Source organism: Streptomyces sp. NPDC058375 (genome assembly GCF_042723425.1).
GTDB lineage: Bacteria > Actinomycetota > Actinomycetes > Streptomycetales > Streptomycetaceae > Streptomyces > Streptomyces durocortorensis.
Genome location: NZ_JBHXJG010000013.1, coordinates 1 through 17,124, shown reverse-complemented (window position 1 = coordinate 17,124; position 17,124 = coordinate 1). Strand labels below are relative to the sequence as shown.

Sequence of the window (17,124 nt, the reverse complement as noted above, 5' to 3'; positions counted from 1 at the left end):
GCCCGTACGGGTAAGCCCCCTGCGGCGTCTCTCAGTCGTCCAGCAGGCCCGATGTCGCGACCAGGTAGCCGAGTTGGGCCCGGCTGTTGCTGCCCAGCTGCTCGGAGACCTTGCGCATGTGCTCGGCGACGCTGCGGCGGCTCATGCCGATCCGGCGGGCGATGGCGGCGTCCGTCTCGCCGTTGACGACGGCCTGGAGGATCGCGCGCTGGAGGTCCGAGGTGACGACGGGGGTGCGCAGCGGGGCACGTTCGGGGCGTACGGGGACCGCGCGGGACCACGCCTCGTCGAAGTGGCGGACCAGGAAGCGGACCAGTGACGGGTGGCGGACGCGCAGGGCGGTGTGCGGTTCGTCGGAGAACGGGATGAAGGCGAGGTCCCGGTCGAAGACGATGAACCGGTCCATGACCTCGGCCAGCGTCCTGATCTCGGCTCCTTCGGCGGTCACCTGCTCGATGTAGGCGAGCGTGGTGCGGTCGGAGCGGACGGTGTGCTGGTAGAGGGTGCGCTGCCGGATGCCGCGCCGCAGGTTGTTCAGGTCGCGCGGGAGCGACTGCTCCAGGACGTGGGCCGGGCGTCCGCCGCCGGGGTGGGCGGTGCGGACCTCGGAGCGGCAGCCGCTGACCCCGGCGTCCAGGGCCTTGCTGATGACGGCCTCGCCGGAGAGCCGGGTGAGGGCGGGGCGTTCGGGCCGGTGCACCTCGGCGTAGAGGCCCTCGAACGCGGCGAGGGTGGCGCGGGCGGAACGCAGGGTGCGGCGCTGCTGGAGGATCGCCTCCTCGATCGGGGCGAGCGCGGCGAACGAGGCCGTCTCCGGCGGTACGGGGATGAGGTGGCCGGGCGAGTCCCGGTCGGCGACCAGCAGGTGCAGGGAGAGCAGACAGGGGGGTGCGGCGGCGGCCGGGAGGCTGCCCTGCGTCAGCGCACGGCGATAGGTCGCGAGCGCCGCCTCGCAGGGTTGTTCCGGTATCGACCGGTCCGAGGGTGATTCACGGCAATCACATACCGGTGAGGGGGAATGATCGTCCTTCACAAGGATGCAGATTACCTTTGTGCAATCGGGAGCACTCCGCCCGGCACCCGCGCTCGACGAGTATGTGTCGGTGACATCTGAAATCGGGAGCGCGGACGGGCCGAAGGCGGACGAGCCGGACGGCGGATCGCAAAAGACCCGGGAGACCGCGGTCTCCGAGCGCCGTTTCCGATTCCTCGTGGCCGGATACGCGGTCTCTTCGTACGGCACATTCCTGAATATGGTGGCGCTCAATCTCTTCGTCTACGAGACGACGGGCCGGGCGCTGGCCATGGGGCTGTTCATGGCGGTGCGGCTGGCCTCCGGATTTGTCGCCGGTCTGGTCGTGGGCGGTCTGCTCGCCCGGTTCAGCGCGAAAAGCATCATGCTGTGGGCGAATGTCGGCCAAGGTGCCGTGATGCTGCTGCTCATCCTGGCGCCGGAATCTCTGGTGACCGGGGCGCTGATGGCCGTCTCGGTGGTGATCGGGGCCTGCGGAACGCTGTTCATGGTCGCGTTGCGCAGTTCGATCCCGGAGATGGTCGGCGAGGACCGGAGGGCCTGGGCGAACTCCCTCTCGATCACCGGTCGTTCGCTGGCCATGGTGGCGGGGTTCGCCTCGGCGGGTGTGGTGGTGTCCCTCGTCGGGTACACCGCCGCCTTCCTGCTCGACATGGCGACGTTCGTGGTGTGCGCGGTGACGGTGGCCCTGCTGCCGATCGCGGGCGGCAAGGGGGCGGGCGTCGATGCGGGGAAACCCGAGAAGGCCGAGAAGAGCGGGCCGCGCTGGCGGCCGGTGGCCTTCCTCGCGCTCGCAGCCGCCCCCGGTCTGGGGCTGATGGTGGCCCTGCGCGGGGTCGACGCGTTCGGCTCCTCGTCCCACAACGCCGCGCTGCCGATCTACTCCACCTCGCTGGACGCATCAAATCCGGCGGTGTTCGTCAGTGCGTTCTGGTGCGTGTGGGCGCTCGGCAACATCGGCGCCCAGCAGGTGATCCAGCGGTACGCCCAGCGCACCGGCCGCTCGGTGGGGGCGCTCGGATTCGGCTACGGCACGGTGGTGATGTCGGCGGCGTTCATCGCGGCGTTCGCCGGGTTCCCGCTGGCGGTCACGGCGGTGATCGCGCTGATCGCGGGGGCCGCGGACGGCCTCACCGAGGTCGCGTACACCTCGCATCTCCAGACACTTCCGGCCACGTTGCGCGGTCACGCCTTCGGTCTTTCGGCCACTTTCGAGAACCTCGGTTTCGGCGTCGGCATGATCCTGGTGGCGGCGGCCCTCGACCGGTTCTCCCCGCTGGCCGTGGTGGGCTGGTCCCACGGCGCCGCCATCGTCGTCGCCGTGGTGTTCCTGCTGAGGGTGGCGGCGCTGCGGCGCGCGGGACGGGCGGGGGATACGGGGCGTGTGGGGCTGCGAAAGGAAGAAGCCGTTGAAGGACGACCGGATCGCGGTGATCGGGACGGCGCTGAGGTTTCCCGGGGCTGACACCCCCGAGGCGTACTGGCGCGACATCCGGACGGGCACGAGCCGCGTACGGCGGTTCACCCGGGCCGAGTTCGCCGCGGCGGGAGTTCCGGCGGCGGCGTACGAGCAGCCGGGGTTCGGCGGGGCGAGCGCGCTCCTGGCGGATGTGGACGGTTTCGACGCCGGGTTCTTCCAGATGAGCGGGCGGGAGGCGGAACTCACCGATCCGCAGCAGCGGCTGTTCCTGGAGTGCTGCTTCCACGCCTTGGAGGACGGGGGGTACGCGGGTGGCGAGGGCCGCGGCGAGGACTCCGTACGGTACGCGGGCGGCGACAGCGGCTCCGTGCGGATCGGGGTGTACGGCAGTTCCGGCTATCGCCTGTACTCGCTGCACAGCTATCTGGCGGCGAACCTGGCGGCGGAGGCCGGCTCGGGCGACTGGATGACCGCCAAGCAGGTCCAGGTCGGCAACTACACCGACTTCACGGCCACCCGGACCGCCTTCCGGCTCGGTCTGACGGGGCCCGCGCTGACCGTGTCCACGGCCTGTTCCAGCGCCCTCGTCTCGGTGCATCTGGCCTGCCAGGCGCTGCGCGTCGGGGACGCGGACCTGATGCTGGTCGGCTCGGCCGCCCTGCATCTGCCGCAGGTCAGCGGCCAGGTCCCGGTGAAGGGCTCCACCCTCTCCCCTACCGGCACGGTCCGGGCGTTCGACGCGGACGCGGACGGCACGGTCGGCGGGAACGGGGCAGCCGCGGTCCTCCTGAAGCCGCTGGAGCGGGCGCTGGCCGACGGCGACACCGTGCACGCGGTGATCCTGGGCTCGGCGGTCACCAACGACGGTGCGGACAAACGGGGGTTCGCCGCTCCCGGGGTCGCCGGGCAGCGGGACGCGGTGCTCGGGGCGCTGCGCGCGGCGGACGTGGACGCTGCGTCGATCGGCTATGTGGAGGCGCACGGCACGGGCACGCTCAAGGGCGACCCGATCGAGTTCGCCGCCCTGACCGAGGCGTTCCGCGCGCACACCGACCGGACCGGGTTCTGCGCGCTCGGCTCGACGAAGCCGGCCATCGGCCACCTGGACAGTGCGGCGGGTCTTGCGGGGCTGATCAAGGCCGTCGAGGTGCTGCGGCACGGGATCGTCCCGCCGCTGGTGAACTTCGCCCGGCCCAACCCCGCGCTGGCGGTGGCCGACAGCCCGTTCCTGCTGCCGGTACGGGAGGGGGCCTGGCCGCTGGCGGGGGTGCGGCGAGCCGGTGTGCACTCCATCGGGATGGGCGGTACGAACGCTCATGTGATCCTGGAACAGGCACCAGAGGCCGTACCCGCCTCCGCCGCACCGTCGACGACCCCCGTGCCCGCGCTGCTGCCGCTGTCGGCCGCCGACGGGGACGCTCTGCGGGCGTACGCCACCGCCCTGCGGGACCACCTGGCGGGCGGAGCTCGCCCCTCCCCCGCCGATCTGCTGACCACGACCGCGCTCGGGCGGCGGCTCCTGCCGCACCGGCTGGTGGTCACGGCTGCGGACCCGGTGGCCGGGCTGGAGGCGTTCCTTTCCGGGGCCCCGGCGGGCGAGGCGTACACGACCGGGGTCGTCGGAGCCGTACGGCAGCCGGTGTTCCTGTTCAGCGGCCAGGGCGGCGGGCATCCGGGCATGGGCGCCGAACTCGCCGCGCGCTTCCCGGTGGTGGCCGAGGTGCTGGAGACCTGCGCCCGGGTGTACGCGGAGGAGACGGGCCGGGACGACTTCCTGGACCGGGCCGTCGGCGGGCAGGGCCCCGCACGGTGGGACACCGCCTTCGCGCAGCCCGCCCTGTTCGCCCTCCAGCTCGCCCAGGCCCGGCTGTGGGAGCGGCTCGGGGTCGCCCCGGCCCGGGTCGCCGGACACAGCGTCGGTGCGTACGCGGCGCTCTGCGTGGCCGGGGCGCTGGACACCGAGGACGCGATGCGGCTGGTCTGCGGGCGCGGGCGGCTGATGCAGGAACGGTCCGCCCCCGGCGCGATGGTCTCCGCGTTCGTCCCCCGGGCCCGGGTGCGGGAGCTGCTCGCCGCCGTCCCCGGTCTTGAGCTCGCCGTGGTCAACGGCGCCACGCACCATGTGCTGGGCGGCTCCCCGGAGGCGGTGGACGCGGTACGGGCGCTGCTGGCGGCGCGGGACGAGGCGTACGAAGTGCTGGCGGTGGACCGGGCGTTCCACACGGCGCTGCTCGACCCGGCGCTGGAGGAGTTCCGGGTGCTGGCCGACAAGGTGGAACCGCGCCCGCTGCACACGGAGTTCGTCGACGGCATCGACGGCACGGTCCGCCCCGCCGGGTGGTGGCCGGACGCCGTCTATCTGGTCGCGCAGGCCCGCCGTACGGCCGACTTCGCCGCCGTCCTACGGGAGTTGACCCCGTACCCCCTGCTGCTGGAGCTGGGGCCGTCCGCCGTGCTGACGGGGCTGGTGCGGCGGTCGATGCCGGACGCGGTCTGCGTGCCGACGCGCGACTGGGAGCGGGCGGTGGCCGCGCTGCACTGCTCCGGGGCCGGTGTGAACTGGGCCGCGCTGCTCGACGGCTGCGGCGGCCGGCGCGTCCGGCTGCCCACGTACCCCTTCCAGCGCCGCTCCCACTGGCGGGGCCCCGCACCCTACGCTCACCCATCCCCACGCTCCACGGAGGACCGCATGACCGAACAGGCCGTACTGGACAGGGTGATGGAGCTGACCGCACGCCATCTCGGCCACCGGCCCGACGAGGTCGCGGCCGACCGCACCTTCGTCGGGCTCGGCGCGGACTCGCTCCAGCTCATCGGGATGGTGCGGCAGTTGGAGGCCGAGTTCGGCACGGAGATCAGCATGCGAGAGGTCCTGGAGGAGGCGGGCACGCCCCGGCTGACGGCCGCGCTGATAGCCGGGCGGAAGGCTCGGCCAGCAGCCTCAGAGGTCGCGGAGGCGTCTGTGGCCGACGAACCCGTCTACGCCACTCGGGCCGAGGTCGCCGCCCTGTCCGAGCAGGTACGTCAACTGGCCGAGACCCAGGCGGCGATGCTCACCCAGCTCTCCGAAGCCGTCGCGCTGCTGACCGCCCGCACCACCGGGACGGACGCGCGATGAGCGCCGGGATACCCGCACCCGCCGAGGCGGCAGCCGCCGCCGACGCCGTGGCCAGGGCGGCGGAGCTGTCGCGTGCGCTCACCGCCCAGCTCGCGGCAGCCCGCGGCCGGCTCCCGGCACAGGACGCGAAGCCCGCCGCCGGGGAGACCGCCCACGGCCCCCGGCTCGTCGTGGACGCGGCGGGCGGGATGGCCGGGGCAGGGGCCGACGAGTCCCAGCGGGCCCACACCGCCTCCCTGATCCGGCGGTTCACCGAGCGCACCCGCACCTCCAAGGAGCTGGCCCAGCAGCACCGTTCGGCGCTCGCCGACAGCCGGGCCGTCGTGGGGTTCCGGGACGCCACCAAGGAGATGCTGTACCCGATCGCGGCCCGCTCGGCGCACGGCTCCCGGCTGGTCGACGTGGACGGCAACGCGTACACCGACATCACCATGGGCTTCGGCTCGCTGCTGCTGGGCCATGAGGCGGAGCCGGTCACCGAGGCCGTGCGCCGCCACCTGGCCGACGGGCTGCGTTTCGGCCCCCGGTCCCCCGACACCGGCGAGTCGGCGGCCCTGCTCGCCGCGCTGACCGGCATGGAGCGGGTCGCCTTCGCCTCGTCCGGTACGGAGGCGAACTCGGCGGCGATCCGGCTGGCGCGGGCCGCGACCGGGCGCGAGAAGATCGTCATGTTCCGGGGCTCGTACCACGGGCACATCGACTCCGTCCTCGGCCGCCCCGGCGGCCCCGGTCAGCATGCCGTGCCCGTCTCGCGGGGCATCCCCGCCAGCGCGGTGGCGGAGCTGATCGTGCTGGAGTACGGCAGCCAGGAGGCCCTGGAGACGATCGACGCCCTCGGTGACACGATCGCGGCCGTGCTCGTCGAGCCCGTGCAGTGCCGCAACCCGGGCCTGCGACCGGTGGAGTTCGTGCGCTCGCTGCGTGAACTCACCTCCCGGCGGGGCATCGTGCTGCTCTTCGACGAGATGCTGACCGGACTGCGCCCCCACCAGCGCGGCGCCCAGGAGCACTTCGGCGTGGTGCCGGACCTCGCCACGTACGGCAAAGCGCTCGGCGGGGGCTTCCCGATCGGTGCGGTGGCCGGGCGGGCGGATCTGCTCGACGGGGTGGACGGCGGGTTCTGGCGGTACGGGGAGCCCGGCGGGCCCTCGCGCGAGACCACGTTCATCGGCGGCACGTACATGCAGCACCCGCTGTCGATGGCGGCGGCCCGCGCGGTGCTCACCCACCTCACCGAGCAGGGCCCCGGGCTCCAGAGCGGACTGAACGCCCGCACGCAGGCGCTCGCGGACCGGCTCAACACCTTCTTCCGCGACGAAGAATTCCCGCTGGAGCTGGCCCACTTCGGGTCGATGTTCCGCTTCAGGCACCGCGCGGACCTGGAGTTGCTCTACCACCACCTCCAACTGCGCGGCGTGTACGTGTGGGAGTGGCGCAGCTTCTATCTCTCCACCGCCCACACGGAGGAGGACGTGAACCGGGTCGCCGAGGCGGTGGAGGGGTCGCTGCGCGAGCTGCGTGACGGTGGGTTCTTCGCCCGGTCCACGCCCCGCCCGGCCGCCGTGGCCCGCCCGGCCGTCCCGCGCCCCGCACCCGACTTCGGCGTCTACTTCTTCGGCGACTACCCGGAGGCGGAGGAGACCACCGGCGCGGCCGGGACCGGCACGCCGGAGGCGTACGACACCCTCTTCGAGACCGCGCGCTTCGCCGACGAGCACGGGTTCTCCTCCGTCTGGCTGCCCGAGCGGCACTTCGACTCCTTCGGCGGACTCTTCCCGAACCCGGCCGTGCTCGCCTCCGCCGTCGCCCGGGAGACCGAACGCGTCCGGATCAACGCGGGCTCGGTGGTCCTGCCGCTGCACGATCCGGTGCGGGTCGCCGAGGAGTGGTCGGTGGTCGACAACCTCTCCGGCGGCCGGGTCGGCATCGGCTGCGCGACGGGCTGGCACGCCCGGGACTTCGCCCTGCACCCGGACCGGTTCGCGGACCGGCGGCGGATCGCCTTCGACCACCTCGACGAGGTGCGCCGGCTGTGGCGCGGGGAGGCGGTGCGGCGGCGCACGGGCGAGGGCGCGGAGGCGGAGATCCGGGTCCGCCCGCGTCCGGTGCAGGAGGAGCCGCCGTTCTTCCTGGCGACCTCCGGGCAGCGGGCCTCGTACGAGGAGGCGGCCCGGCGCGGGCTGGGGGTCGTCACCAACCTGATGAGCCAGACCGTGGACGAGCTGGCCGCGAACATCGCGCACTACCGGCGTACGCGGGCGGCGTGCGGGCTCGCCCCGGACGCCGGGCGGGTGACGGTGCTGGTGCACACGTATCTCGCCGACGACCACGCCACCGCGCGGGCGGACGCCCTGGAGCCGATGGTGCGCTACCTGCGGTCCTCGCTGCTGATGCGCTCGGCCGCGACGGCGGCGGGACAGCGGCGCGAGGACGTGGCGGCGGCGGGCGAGGAGGACCTGGACTATCTTTTCCGCCGGGCCTACGACCGCTACTGCGACCAGCGGGCCCTGATCGGTACGCCGGACAGCGTCGCCCCGTTCGTGGCGGCGCTGCACGGGGCCGGGGTGGACGAGATCGCCGCGCTGGTCGACTTCGGGATGGACCGGGAGCGCCTGCGGTCGGGGCTTGAGCGGCTGGAGGTGCTGCGTCGCCGGACCCGGGAGCGGATCGGCCGGGCCGGGGACGGCCGAGCCCAGGACGCCCCGGACACCCAGGAGACCCGGGCTCGGGAGACCGTCGCGCCCGCCACCTCGGCGCAGCGACGGCTGTGGCTGGCCGCGCAGTTGATGGAGAACCCGGCGGCGTACAACGAGACCCAGGCCGTACGGCTGCGCGGTCCGCTGGACGTGGCGACGCTGCGGGCGGCGGTCGACGGTCTGGTCGAGCGGCACCCGGGGCTGCGGACGGTGTTCCGCGGCGACGCCGAGGCGGGCGTCGTCCAGGTCGTCCGGGGCGGGCCGACCGTTCCGTTGGCGGTGTCCGACGCCCGGGGGCAGAACCCGGACGAGGCGATCGAGGCGCTGCTGTCCGAGGAGAGCCACCGTGCCTACGACCTGGCCACAGGGCCGCTGTTCACGCCCCGGCTGCTCCGGCTGGCCGAGGACGATCATGTCCTGGTCCTCGGGATGCACCACATCATCACGGACGCGCACTCGGCCGCGCTGATCGCCGGGGACCTCCGGGAGCTGTACGCGGCCGCCCGCGACGGACGCCCGCCGGTCTTCGAGCGGCCCGCCGGGACGACCGTCGGGGCGCCCGAGCCGCCGCACGACCCGGCCGACCTGGTCTGGTGGCGCGAGCTGCTGGGCGAGCGTCCGCCGGTGCTGACCCTGCCGACGGACCGGCCGCGCGGCCGCCGGGTGGCGGGGCGCGGAGGGGCGGTGGCCCGGACCGTCGGCCGGGAGCGGGCGGACCGGCTGCGGGAGTGGAGCGGGCAGCAGGGCGTGACCCTGTTCGCCACGCTGTGCACGGCCTGGCAGTCGGTGCTGCGGCGGCGGTCGGGGCAGGACGCGTTCCTGCTGGGCACGACGTTCGGGCGGCGGCGCCCGGAGACGGCGGACACGGTGGGCTTCCATGTGGCCCTGCTGCCGCTGTCGCTGTCCGCGACGGACGACACCCCGCTCCCGGAGGCCGTACGGGCCACCGGTCGGGCGCTGTTCGCGGCGGAGGAGCACAGCGGGGTGGACCTGGACGCGCTGCTCGCCGCCGTCCGTCCGGACCCGGGGAACCGGCGCCCGATGGTGACCGTTTCGGTCGATCTGGACCGCGCGGCGCTGGCCGGAATCGATCTGCCCGGACTGCGTGCGGAGGCGGTGGCGGCCGGGACGGAGTCGGCGCCGCTGGAGCTGGCGCTGATGGCCACCCACGCCCCGGACGGAAGTCTGCGGCTGCGACTGCGCTACGACTCGGATCTGTTCGACGCGACGACGGCGGAGGGGTATCTCGCGGAGCTGGACGAGCAGTTGGACGCTGTGACGGACCCGCCGCCCGGGGTGCCCGGGGTGCCTGGGGTGCCCGGGGTGCCTGCCGCAGATGTCGCCACCGCCCTGCGCGAGGTCTGGGAATCCGTCCTCGATCTGCGCGGCTTCCCCGCCGACAGCAACTTCTTCGACCTGGGCGGCAACTCGATCGCCGCGATCCGACTCGTCAACCGGGTCCGGGACACCCTCGGCGTCGACTACCCGCTGGCGGACTTCTTCGCCGACGCCACTCTGCGGGCGATGACCCGGCAACTGGCCGGCGACGAAGCGCCCGGGACAGCGGCAACGGCGGCGACAGCGACAACGGCCGAGGACGCCGCATCCGCCATCGTCGTCGTCGACCGCGCCCCCGTCAGCGACCAGCAGGCCCGGATGATCGCCGGGCACCACGCCATGCCCGACCCCGCCGTGTGGAACGTCCCCACGCGGATCACGTTCACCGGGGCGCTGGATCCGGCGGCCCTGCGGTCCGCCGTGTCCGAGGTGATCGCCCGGCACGACGCGCTGCGCACCCGGTTCGTCCAGGAGGACGCGCCGGACGGGCCCTGGTGGCAGGAGGTCGTGGCGACGGGGCCGGTGGCGTTGCCGGTGGAGGATCTGACGGCGCTGCCCGCCGGTGAGCGGCGCCCCCGGGCGGACACCCTGTGCCGGGCGGACGCCGCGGCCCCCTTCGACCTGGGGCGGCCCCTGGTGCCCCGGGTGCGGCTGCTGCGGGTCGAGGAGGACCGGTGGGAGCTGATGTTCGTCCTGCACCACGTGTGCGCGGACGGCTGGTCGCTGTCCGTGCTGCTCGCGGAGATCGCCGCGCTGTACACGGCGGCCGCAGCGGGCGTCCCGCACGGTCTGCCCGATCCGGCGATGCAGGCGCCCGGGTACGCCCGGTGGCAGCGCGAGCACCACGATCCCGGGGCCGAGGAGGAGCGGGCCGCGTTCTGCGCCGCCTATCTGGACGGGGTGCCGTCCGCCGTCCCCGTACCGACCGACCGGCCGCGTCCGCAGAAGCTCAGCGGACACGGTGACACCGTGCGCGGGGTCGCGTCGGGTGCGGTGCGGGCGGCGGTGGAGAAGCTCGCCGCCGAACGGCGGACCACTCCGTTCGCCGTCGCCGCGGCCGCGCTCGGGGTGTTCCTGACCCGGCTGTCGGGCGAGGAGGACACCTTGCTGAGCGTCCCGTACGCCAACCGCGAGGGCACCGCGTCGGAGTCGCTCGTGGCGATGACGTCCACGGCGGTGATGGTCCGCGTACGACTGGATTCAGCCAATCTTGAGGAGACGTGCGCGGAGCTTGCGGTCCGTACGGGCGCGGGTGCGCTCGGCGCCATGGCGCATGTGCTGCCCACGGCGCGCATCATGCAGGCGATGCGGGACGCGGGCGCTGTCAGCGTCCCCGACCGGGTGCCGCACGTCCTGGCGTTCCAGAACTCCGTCGACACGGACATCGAGATTCCCGGGCTGCGGGTCGAGGTGGCCGATCTGGCACCGCCGCTTTCCCGCAGCGAGTTGTGCTTCGGGCTTGCGCCGCGCCGGGACGCCGCGAAGGGTTACCGAACGTTCCTGGAATTCTCCACCGACCTGTGGGACCACACGACCGCCCACGACCTTCTCGCGTCGTACACCGACCTGCTCGCGGAGTTCTGCGCCCGGCCCGACCGGCCGGTGCGGGAACTCCTCGGGGAGCGCCCCTCGCAGGGGTCCTCGGGCCAAGGCTCCGGGGGCCCCGCCCAGGGCGCCAGCGCCGGGCCCGACCAGCCCGGCGGACCGTCACCCTCCCAGTCACTGCCGAACACCGGAAAGGCGGACGCCGTATGACTCCGGCCCCCCACCGCAGCCACACCGACGACCTGCTCTCCTTCATCGCCGCCAGCCCGTCCCCGTACCACGTGGTGGCGAGCGCCGCCCAGCGTCTGGAGAAGGCCGGGTTCCGTGAACTGCGCGGCACGGACGACTGGACCGGGGCGACCGGCGGATGCTTCGTCAGCCGCGCCGGTGCGCTGGTCGCCTGGTACGTCCCCGAGGGCGCGCCCGCCCACACCCCGTTCCGGATCGTCGGCACCCACACCGACTCCCCGAACCTGCGGATCAAACCGGCCCCGGACACCGGGACTTCGGGGTGGCGGCAGATCGGGGTGGAGATCTACGGCGGGGTGCCGCTGAACACCTGGCTCGACCGGGACCTGGGCATCTCCGGGCGGCTCGCGCTGCGCGGACCCGGCGGCGTCCCGCGCAGCCGGCTCGTCCAGATCGACGAACCCCTGTTGCGGGTACCTCAGTTGGCGATCCACTTGGACCGTTCGGTGAACGAGGGCGTGGCGCTGGACCGGCAGCGGCACATCGCGCCGATCTGGGCGCTGGGCGACCCGCAGGAGGGCGAGCTGCTGCGCCGGGTCGCGGCGGCCGCCGGGGAGGACCCGGCGGACGTGCTGGGCTGGGACCTGAGCCTCCACGACATCCAGCCGCCCGGATACCTGGGCGTGGACCGGGAGTTCGTGGTGGCGTCGCGGCTGGACAACCAGGTCTCGGTGCACGCCGGGGTGACCGCGCTGGTGGACGCGGCGACAGGGCCCACGCAGCCCGCGTTCGTCCCCGTGCTGGCCGCCTTCGACCACGAGGAGGTCGGCAGCGGCTCCGAGACGGGTGCGCAGAGCCCGCTGCTGGAGCGGATCCTGTCCCGGTCGGTGTCGGCGCGCGGCGGCAGCGAGGAAGACTGGTCGCGGGCGTTGGCGGGCGCGTTCTGCGTCTCCGCCGACATGGCGCACGCGGTGCACCCGAACTACTCCGAGCGGCACGACCCCGACCACCGTCCGCTGCCCAACGGCGGCCCGACGGTGAAGGTGAACGTGAACCAGCGGTACGCCACCGACTCCACCGGGATCGCGGTGTTCACGGCCGCCGCCGAGCGGGCCGGGGCTCCCTGGCAGCCGTTCGTCTCCAACAACGCGATGCCCTGCGGTACGTCCATCGGCCCGCTCACGGCGGCCCGGCTCGGCGTCACCACGGTGGACGTCGGGGTGCCCGGCCTGTCGATGCACTCGGCGCGCGAGCTGTGCGGGGTGCGCGACCCGGGCTATCTCGCCGCGATCCTCACAACGATCATGGTCGGGGACTGACCGAACTCCGGCAGAAGAGTCCGGCAGAAGAGCCGGTTGCAGAGAATAGAGAACAGGAACGACCGTGGCCGACGAAGACACCGTCCTCATCTGCCTGCCCTTCGCCGGGGCGGGCCCCTCCTTCTTCACGCCCTGGCAGAAACGGGCGCCGGAGGGGATGCGGATCCTCCCGGTCTCCCTGCCGGGCCGCGAGAAGAGGTTCCCCGAGCCCGCGTACACCTCGGCGGCCCCGGCCGTCGACGACGCGTACGCGCAGGTGACGGTGGCGCTCGACGGTGAGAACGGAGCCGGGGGCGGCGGCCAGGTCGTCCTGTTCGGGCACAGCATGGGCGCGGTGCTCGCGTACGAGCTGGCGCACCGGATCGAGCGGTCGGGCGGGCCGGTCCGCCTCGCCGCGCTCGTCGTCAGCGGCGCGCCCGGGCCCTGGACGCCGCGCACGGACCGGGCGGACGGGCTGCCGGACGAGGAGTTCGCCGCCCGGGTCCGGGCGTTCGCCGGGTACGACCACCCGGCGCTGGCGAACCCGGAGATGCGGGAGCTGCTGCTGCCGGCGCTCCGGGCCGACGTCCGGCTCCACGAGACGTACACCCCGTCCACGGACCGGCCCCTGAGCGTGCCCGTCGTCTCGGTACGGGGGCGGGAGGACACCCTGGTCGGGGCGGCGGAGGCGGCCGAGTGGGGCCGGGCGACGACGGGGAAGCTGACGGTGGCCGAACCGCCCGGCGGGCACATGTATCTCGCCGAACGACCGGACGCGGTGCTGGAGCTGGTGGCCGCCGAGATACGCGCGGCGAGGGGCTGGTGACGGGCGGCGGTGCGGGCACGGGACCGGTGACCGGCGGCGGTGCGGGCACGGGACCGGTGACCGGCGGCGGTGCGGGCACGGGACCGGTGACCGGCGACGGTGCGGGCACGGGACCGGTGACCGGCGGTACTGGTGGCGCGGGGCGGTTGGCCGGACGTACGGCGGTGATCACGGGTGCGGCGCGCGGTCTCGGCCGGGCCTGCGCCCTGGCGTTCGCCCGCGAGGGCGCGGGCCTGGTGCTGCTGGACGTGGCGGGCGAGCTGCCCGGGGTGCCGTATCCGCTCGGCTCGGCCTCGCAGCTCGCGCACACCGCGGAGCTCTGCCGCGAGGCCGGGTCCGCCGTGCTGACCCGGCAGGCCGACGTCCGGGACCTGGCGGCGCTCCAGGAGGCGGCGGAGGCAGCGGAGGAGCGCTTCGGGCGGATCGACGTGCTGGTCAACAACGCGGGCATCGCCGCCCCTTCGGGCCGTCCGGCGCACGAGATCACCGAGGCCGAGTGGCAGTTGATGATCGATGTGGACCTGGGCGGCGCGTGGCGGGCGATCCGCGCGGTGGGGGCCCGGATGGTCGCCCAGGGATCCGGCTCGATCGTCAACGTCGCCTCGACGGCCGGTCTGGTGGGCTACCGGCACTTCGCGGGGTACGTCGCGGCCAAGCACGGGCTGGTCGGCCTGACGAAGGCGGTGGCCCTGGACTACGCGCCCCGCAAGGTCCGGGTCAACGCGGTCTGTCCGGGCTCGGTGCGGGACGACGGGGCGATGGAGGGCCGGATGCTGGCGGAGATCGCCCGCTCGCTGGAGGTGCCGGTCGCCGAGCACGAGACGGCCTTCGTCCGGGACCAGCCGATGAACGCGCTGGTGGAGCCGGAGGACGTGGCGGCCGCGGTGCTCTGGCTGGCGACGGACGAGTCCCGGCAGGTGACCGGCAGCGTGGTCACCGTGGACGGTGGGTTCACCGCCCGCTGACGCCCGTTTTCGCTGTCCCCTACGAGGAGTTGCGCACGTGCCGCCTGCCCATCACGCCCTGACGGTGAGCCTGCCGCCGACCGTCTCCGACACGGCCCTCGCCGACGCCCTCACCACGGCGGCGGAGCTGTGGTGGCCCGGGGACCGCCGCCGCCCCCGGCTGTGGACGGAGTTCGTGCCGGCCCCCGCCGCATCCGACGCGGCGGCCCGGCGGCGCGAGGCCGAGGCCCGCCGCCCGCTCGCCCCCGGCCACCGACTGCGCGCGGTGCTGCTGCGGTACGCGGGCGAGGGCCACCGGGCCGAGGTCGTCCTGACCGCCGACGCGTCCGCGCTCGACGCCCACTCGCTGCGGCTCGTCGCCCAGGTGGTGCGGGGCGACCTGGCCCCGGACGCGGTGACACCGCTCGCCGGGCCGCTCCCCCCCGACCTGCGCCTCGACGAGGAGACCCGGCGCCTCGCCTCGGCGCTCGCGGTGACGGTCGGCCGGTACACGGGCGAGTCCTCGGTGCGCGTCGCCGTCCCCGTACCGGCGCGGGACCGGCCACCGTACGCGCTGGGGGCGCTCGACGGGTACGCGGTGTTCGCGGCGGACCTGTCGCCCGGCCGTACGGTCGCGGAGCTGCTGGCCACCGAGCCGGCCGCCCCGGCGGAGGGCGAGGAGCCGCCGACGACGTGGCTGGTGCCGGGAGACGAGGGCGGGGCCGCCGCACTGCCCAACACGCCGGACCGGCTCCCAGCGCCGGCCCCGGCCCCGGCCCATCAAGTGGAGTACGTGAAAGGACAGTTGCTTGCCTTCCCACCCAACACACCACTGTCAGAGCTGAATCCGCTGACCGAGACCGAGTCGGCGGCACAACTGGCCCTCGGAGCCCGCCCCGCGCCCCCGGCCTCCCCCCTCCGCATCGACGACGCCTTCGCCGCCCAGCTTGCCGCCCGCCCCGACGCCCCCGCCCTCACCGCCGGGCCCACCACGCTCTCGTACGCCGAACTCGACCGCCGCGCCGAGGTGTTGGCCGATGGTCTGTACGCCCACGGTGTCCGCCCCGGTGACCTCGTCGGCCTCTGCCTGCCCCGCTCGACGGACCTCGTGGCGGCGATGCTCGCCGTGCTGAAGGCGGACGCGGTCCACGTACCGTTGGATCCGGAGCATCCGGCGGAGCGGCGGGAGCGCACCGCGCGGGACGCCGGAGTCCGGCTGACGGTCACGGACCCGGCAGCCCTCACCGGCCACCCGCCCCGCCCCACCGCACCACGCGGGGAGCCCGGCTCACCCGCGTACGTCATCCACACCTCGGGCTCGACCGGCCGCCCCAAGGGGGTCCTCGTCCCGCACGCCAACGTGACCGCCCTGGTCGACGCCGTCCGCGACGACTTCGGCCTCTCCCCCGACGACACCTGGACGTGCTTCCACTCCGCGGCGTTCGACTTCTCGGTGTGGGAGATCTGGGGGGCGCTGCTGACGGGCGGCCGGCTGGTGGTCGTGGACCACTGGACCACGCGCTCGCCGGAGGACTTCCACGCCCTGCTGGTACGGGCGCGGGTGAGCGTGCTGAGCCAGACCCCGTCCGCGTTCACCCAGCTCGCGGCAGCCGACCGGACCGCGCAGGACCCCGTGAGCGTCCGGCTGGTGGTGCTGGGCGGCGAACCACTCGACGCCCGCCCGCTGCTGGGCTGGTTCGACCGGCACCCGGAGGACCGCTGCCGGCTGGTCAACATGTACGGGATCACCGAGACCACCGTCCATGTCACGGCGGCCACGGTGACCCGGCGCGACGCGCTCGCCGGATCCCGGTCCGTGGGGCGGCCCCTGCCCGGCTGGTCGGTCCGGGTACTGGACGCACGCGGGCGGCCGGTGCCGCCGGGTGTGCCCGGGGAGATCGTGGTGGGCGGGGCGGGCGTGGCGCTCGGCTATCTGAACCGGCCCGACCTGACCGCCGAACGCTTCGTCCCGGACCCCCTGGACCCGGCGGGGCGGCGGCTCTACCGCAGCGGCGATCTGGGGCGGCTGCTCCCCGACGGAACGTTGGAACACCTGGGCCGGATCGACGACCAGGTCAAGGTGCGGGGCTTCCGGATCGAGCCCGGCGAGATCCGGCACGTGCTGCTGGAGGACCCGGCGGTGTCGGCGGCTGCGGTCACCGTGACGGGCGGCGGGGGCGGGGACGCGGCGGCCGTGCGGATCGACGCGTACGTGGTTCCGGCACCTGGGGCGGGCGAGGACCCCGGGCCCGTACGGGAGCGGGCGGCCCGGCTGCTGCCCGCGCACATGGCGCCCGCGACGGTGACCGTGCTGCCCGCGCTCCCCCTCACCGCGAACGGCAAGCTGGACCCGGCCCGGCTGCCCGTACCCGGAGCACAGCGCAGTCAGGCCGCGGCGCCTGCCGCCGCACAGGCCGAGGCGCCGGCCCCCGCACAGGCCGCAGCGCCTCACGGAGCGTCCCGCGAGACCGCCCCGGACGCCGTCCTCGCCTCCATCTGGCGGGACGTGCTCGGTGTCGAGACGGTCGGCCCGGACGACGACTTCTGGGACCTGGGCGGCAATTCGCTGTACGCGATCCGGATCGGCACGCTCGCCCGGGAGCGCGGGCTGCCCGAGGTTCCGCTGCGCCAGCTGTATCTGACTCCGACGCTGGGGGCGCTGTCCGAGGCGCTGGCCCTTGAGACCTGACGAGGGGGCGGCCGGGGATCACCGCGGC

The 17,124-nt window shown here is 74.3% G+C and carries 8 protein-coding genes; 7 read left to right on the top strand and 1 reads right to left on the bottom strand.

Annotated elements, in window-relative coordinates; all coding sequences use genetic code 11:
• Nucleotides 1-31: 31 nt before the first annotated feature.
• Nucleotides 32-1,033, bottom strand: a complete 1,002-nt coding sequence (locus ACFWM7_RS04210) for a LuxR C-terminal-related transcriptional regulator (RefSeq protein ID WP_383254869.1) — start codon at nt 1,031-1,033, stop codon at nt 32-34.
• Between the two features lie 82 nt (nt 1,034-1,115).
• Between ACFWM7_RS04210 and ACFWM7_RS04205 the strand changes: the two genes are divergently transcribed.
• From ACFWM7_RS04205 to ACFWM7_RS04175, 7 genes are all read left to right on the top strand, one after another.
• On the top strand, nt 1,116-2,498 hold the full coding sequence (locus tag ACFWM7_RS04205) for an MFS transporter (RefSeq protein WP_383254937.1): 1,383 nt from the start codon (nt 1,116-1,118) through the stop codon (nt 2,496-2,498).
• Nucleotides 2,443-5,571 (top strand): type I polyketide synthase, encoded by a 3,129-nt coding sequence (locus tag ACFWM7_RS04200; RefSeq protein ID WP_383254866.1) that lies wholly within the window; start codon nt 2,443-2,445, stop codon nt 5,569-5,571. The genes ACFWM7_RS04205 and ACFWM7_RS04200 overlap by 56 nt, the downstream gene beginning before the upstream one ends.
• Nucleotides 5,568-11,360, top strand: coding sequence for a MupA/Atu3671 family FMN-dependent luciferase-like monooxygenase (locus ACFWM7_RS04195; RefSeq protein ID WP_383254864.1), 5,793 nt, complete (start codon nt 5,568-5,570; stop codon nt 11,358-11,360). The genes ACFWM7_RS04200 and ACFWM7_RS04195 overlap by 4 nt, the downstream gene beginning before the upstream one ends.
• On the top strand, nt 11,357-12,658 hold the full coding sequence (locus ACFWM7_RS04190) for a M18 family aminopeptidase (RefSeq protein ID WP_383254861.1): 1,302 nt from the start codon (nt 11,357-11,359) through the stop codon (nt 12,656-12,658). Before ACFWM7_RS04195 ends, ACFWM7_RS04190 begins: the two co-directional genes overlap by 4 nt.
• A gap of 64 nt (nt 12,659-12,722) precedes the next feature.
• Nucleotides 12,723-13,463: a thioesterase II family protein gene (locus ACFWM7_RS04185; protein ID WP_383254858.1), complete on the top strand. Its 741-nt coding sequence runs from the start codon at nt 12,723-12,725 to the stop codon at nt 13,461-13,463.
• 116 nt (nt 13,464-13,579) lie between these two features.
• Nucleotides 13,580-14,428 (top strand): SDR family oxidoreductase, encoded by an 849-nt coding sequence (locus tag ACFWM7_RS04180; protein ID WP_383254936.1) that lies wholly within the window; start codon nt 13,580-13,582, stop codon nt 14,426-14,428.
• A 37-nt stretch (nt 14,429-14,465) separates the two neighbouring features.
• Nucleotides 14,466-17,096, top strand: coding sequence for an amino acid adenylation domain-containing protein (locus ACFWM7_RS04175; protein WP_383254855.1), 2,631 nt, complete (start codon nt 14,466-14,468; stop codon nt 17,094-17,096).
• The last annotated feature ends 28 nt before the right edge of the window (nt 17,097-17,124 follow it).

Excerpts from the sequence above, each read along its gene's own strand:
- ACFWM7_RS04195 (WP_383254864.1), top strand. The coding sequence starts at position 5,568 with ATGAGCGCCGGGATACCCGCACCCGCCGAGGCGGCAGCCGCCGCCGAC.
- ACFWM7_RS04190 (WP_383254861.1), top strand. The coding sequence starts at position 11,357 with ATGACTCCGGCCCCCCACCGCAGCCACACCGACGACCTGCTCTCCTTC.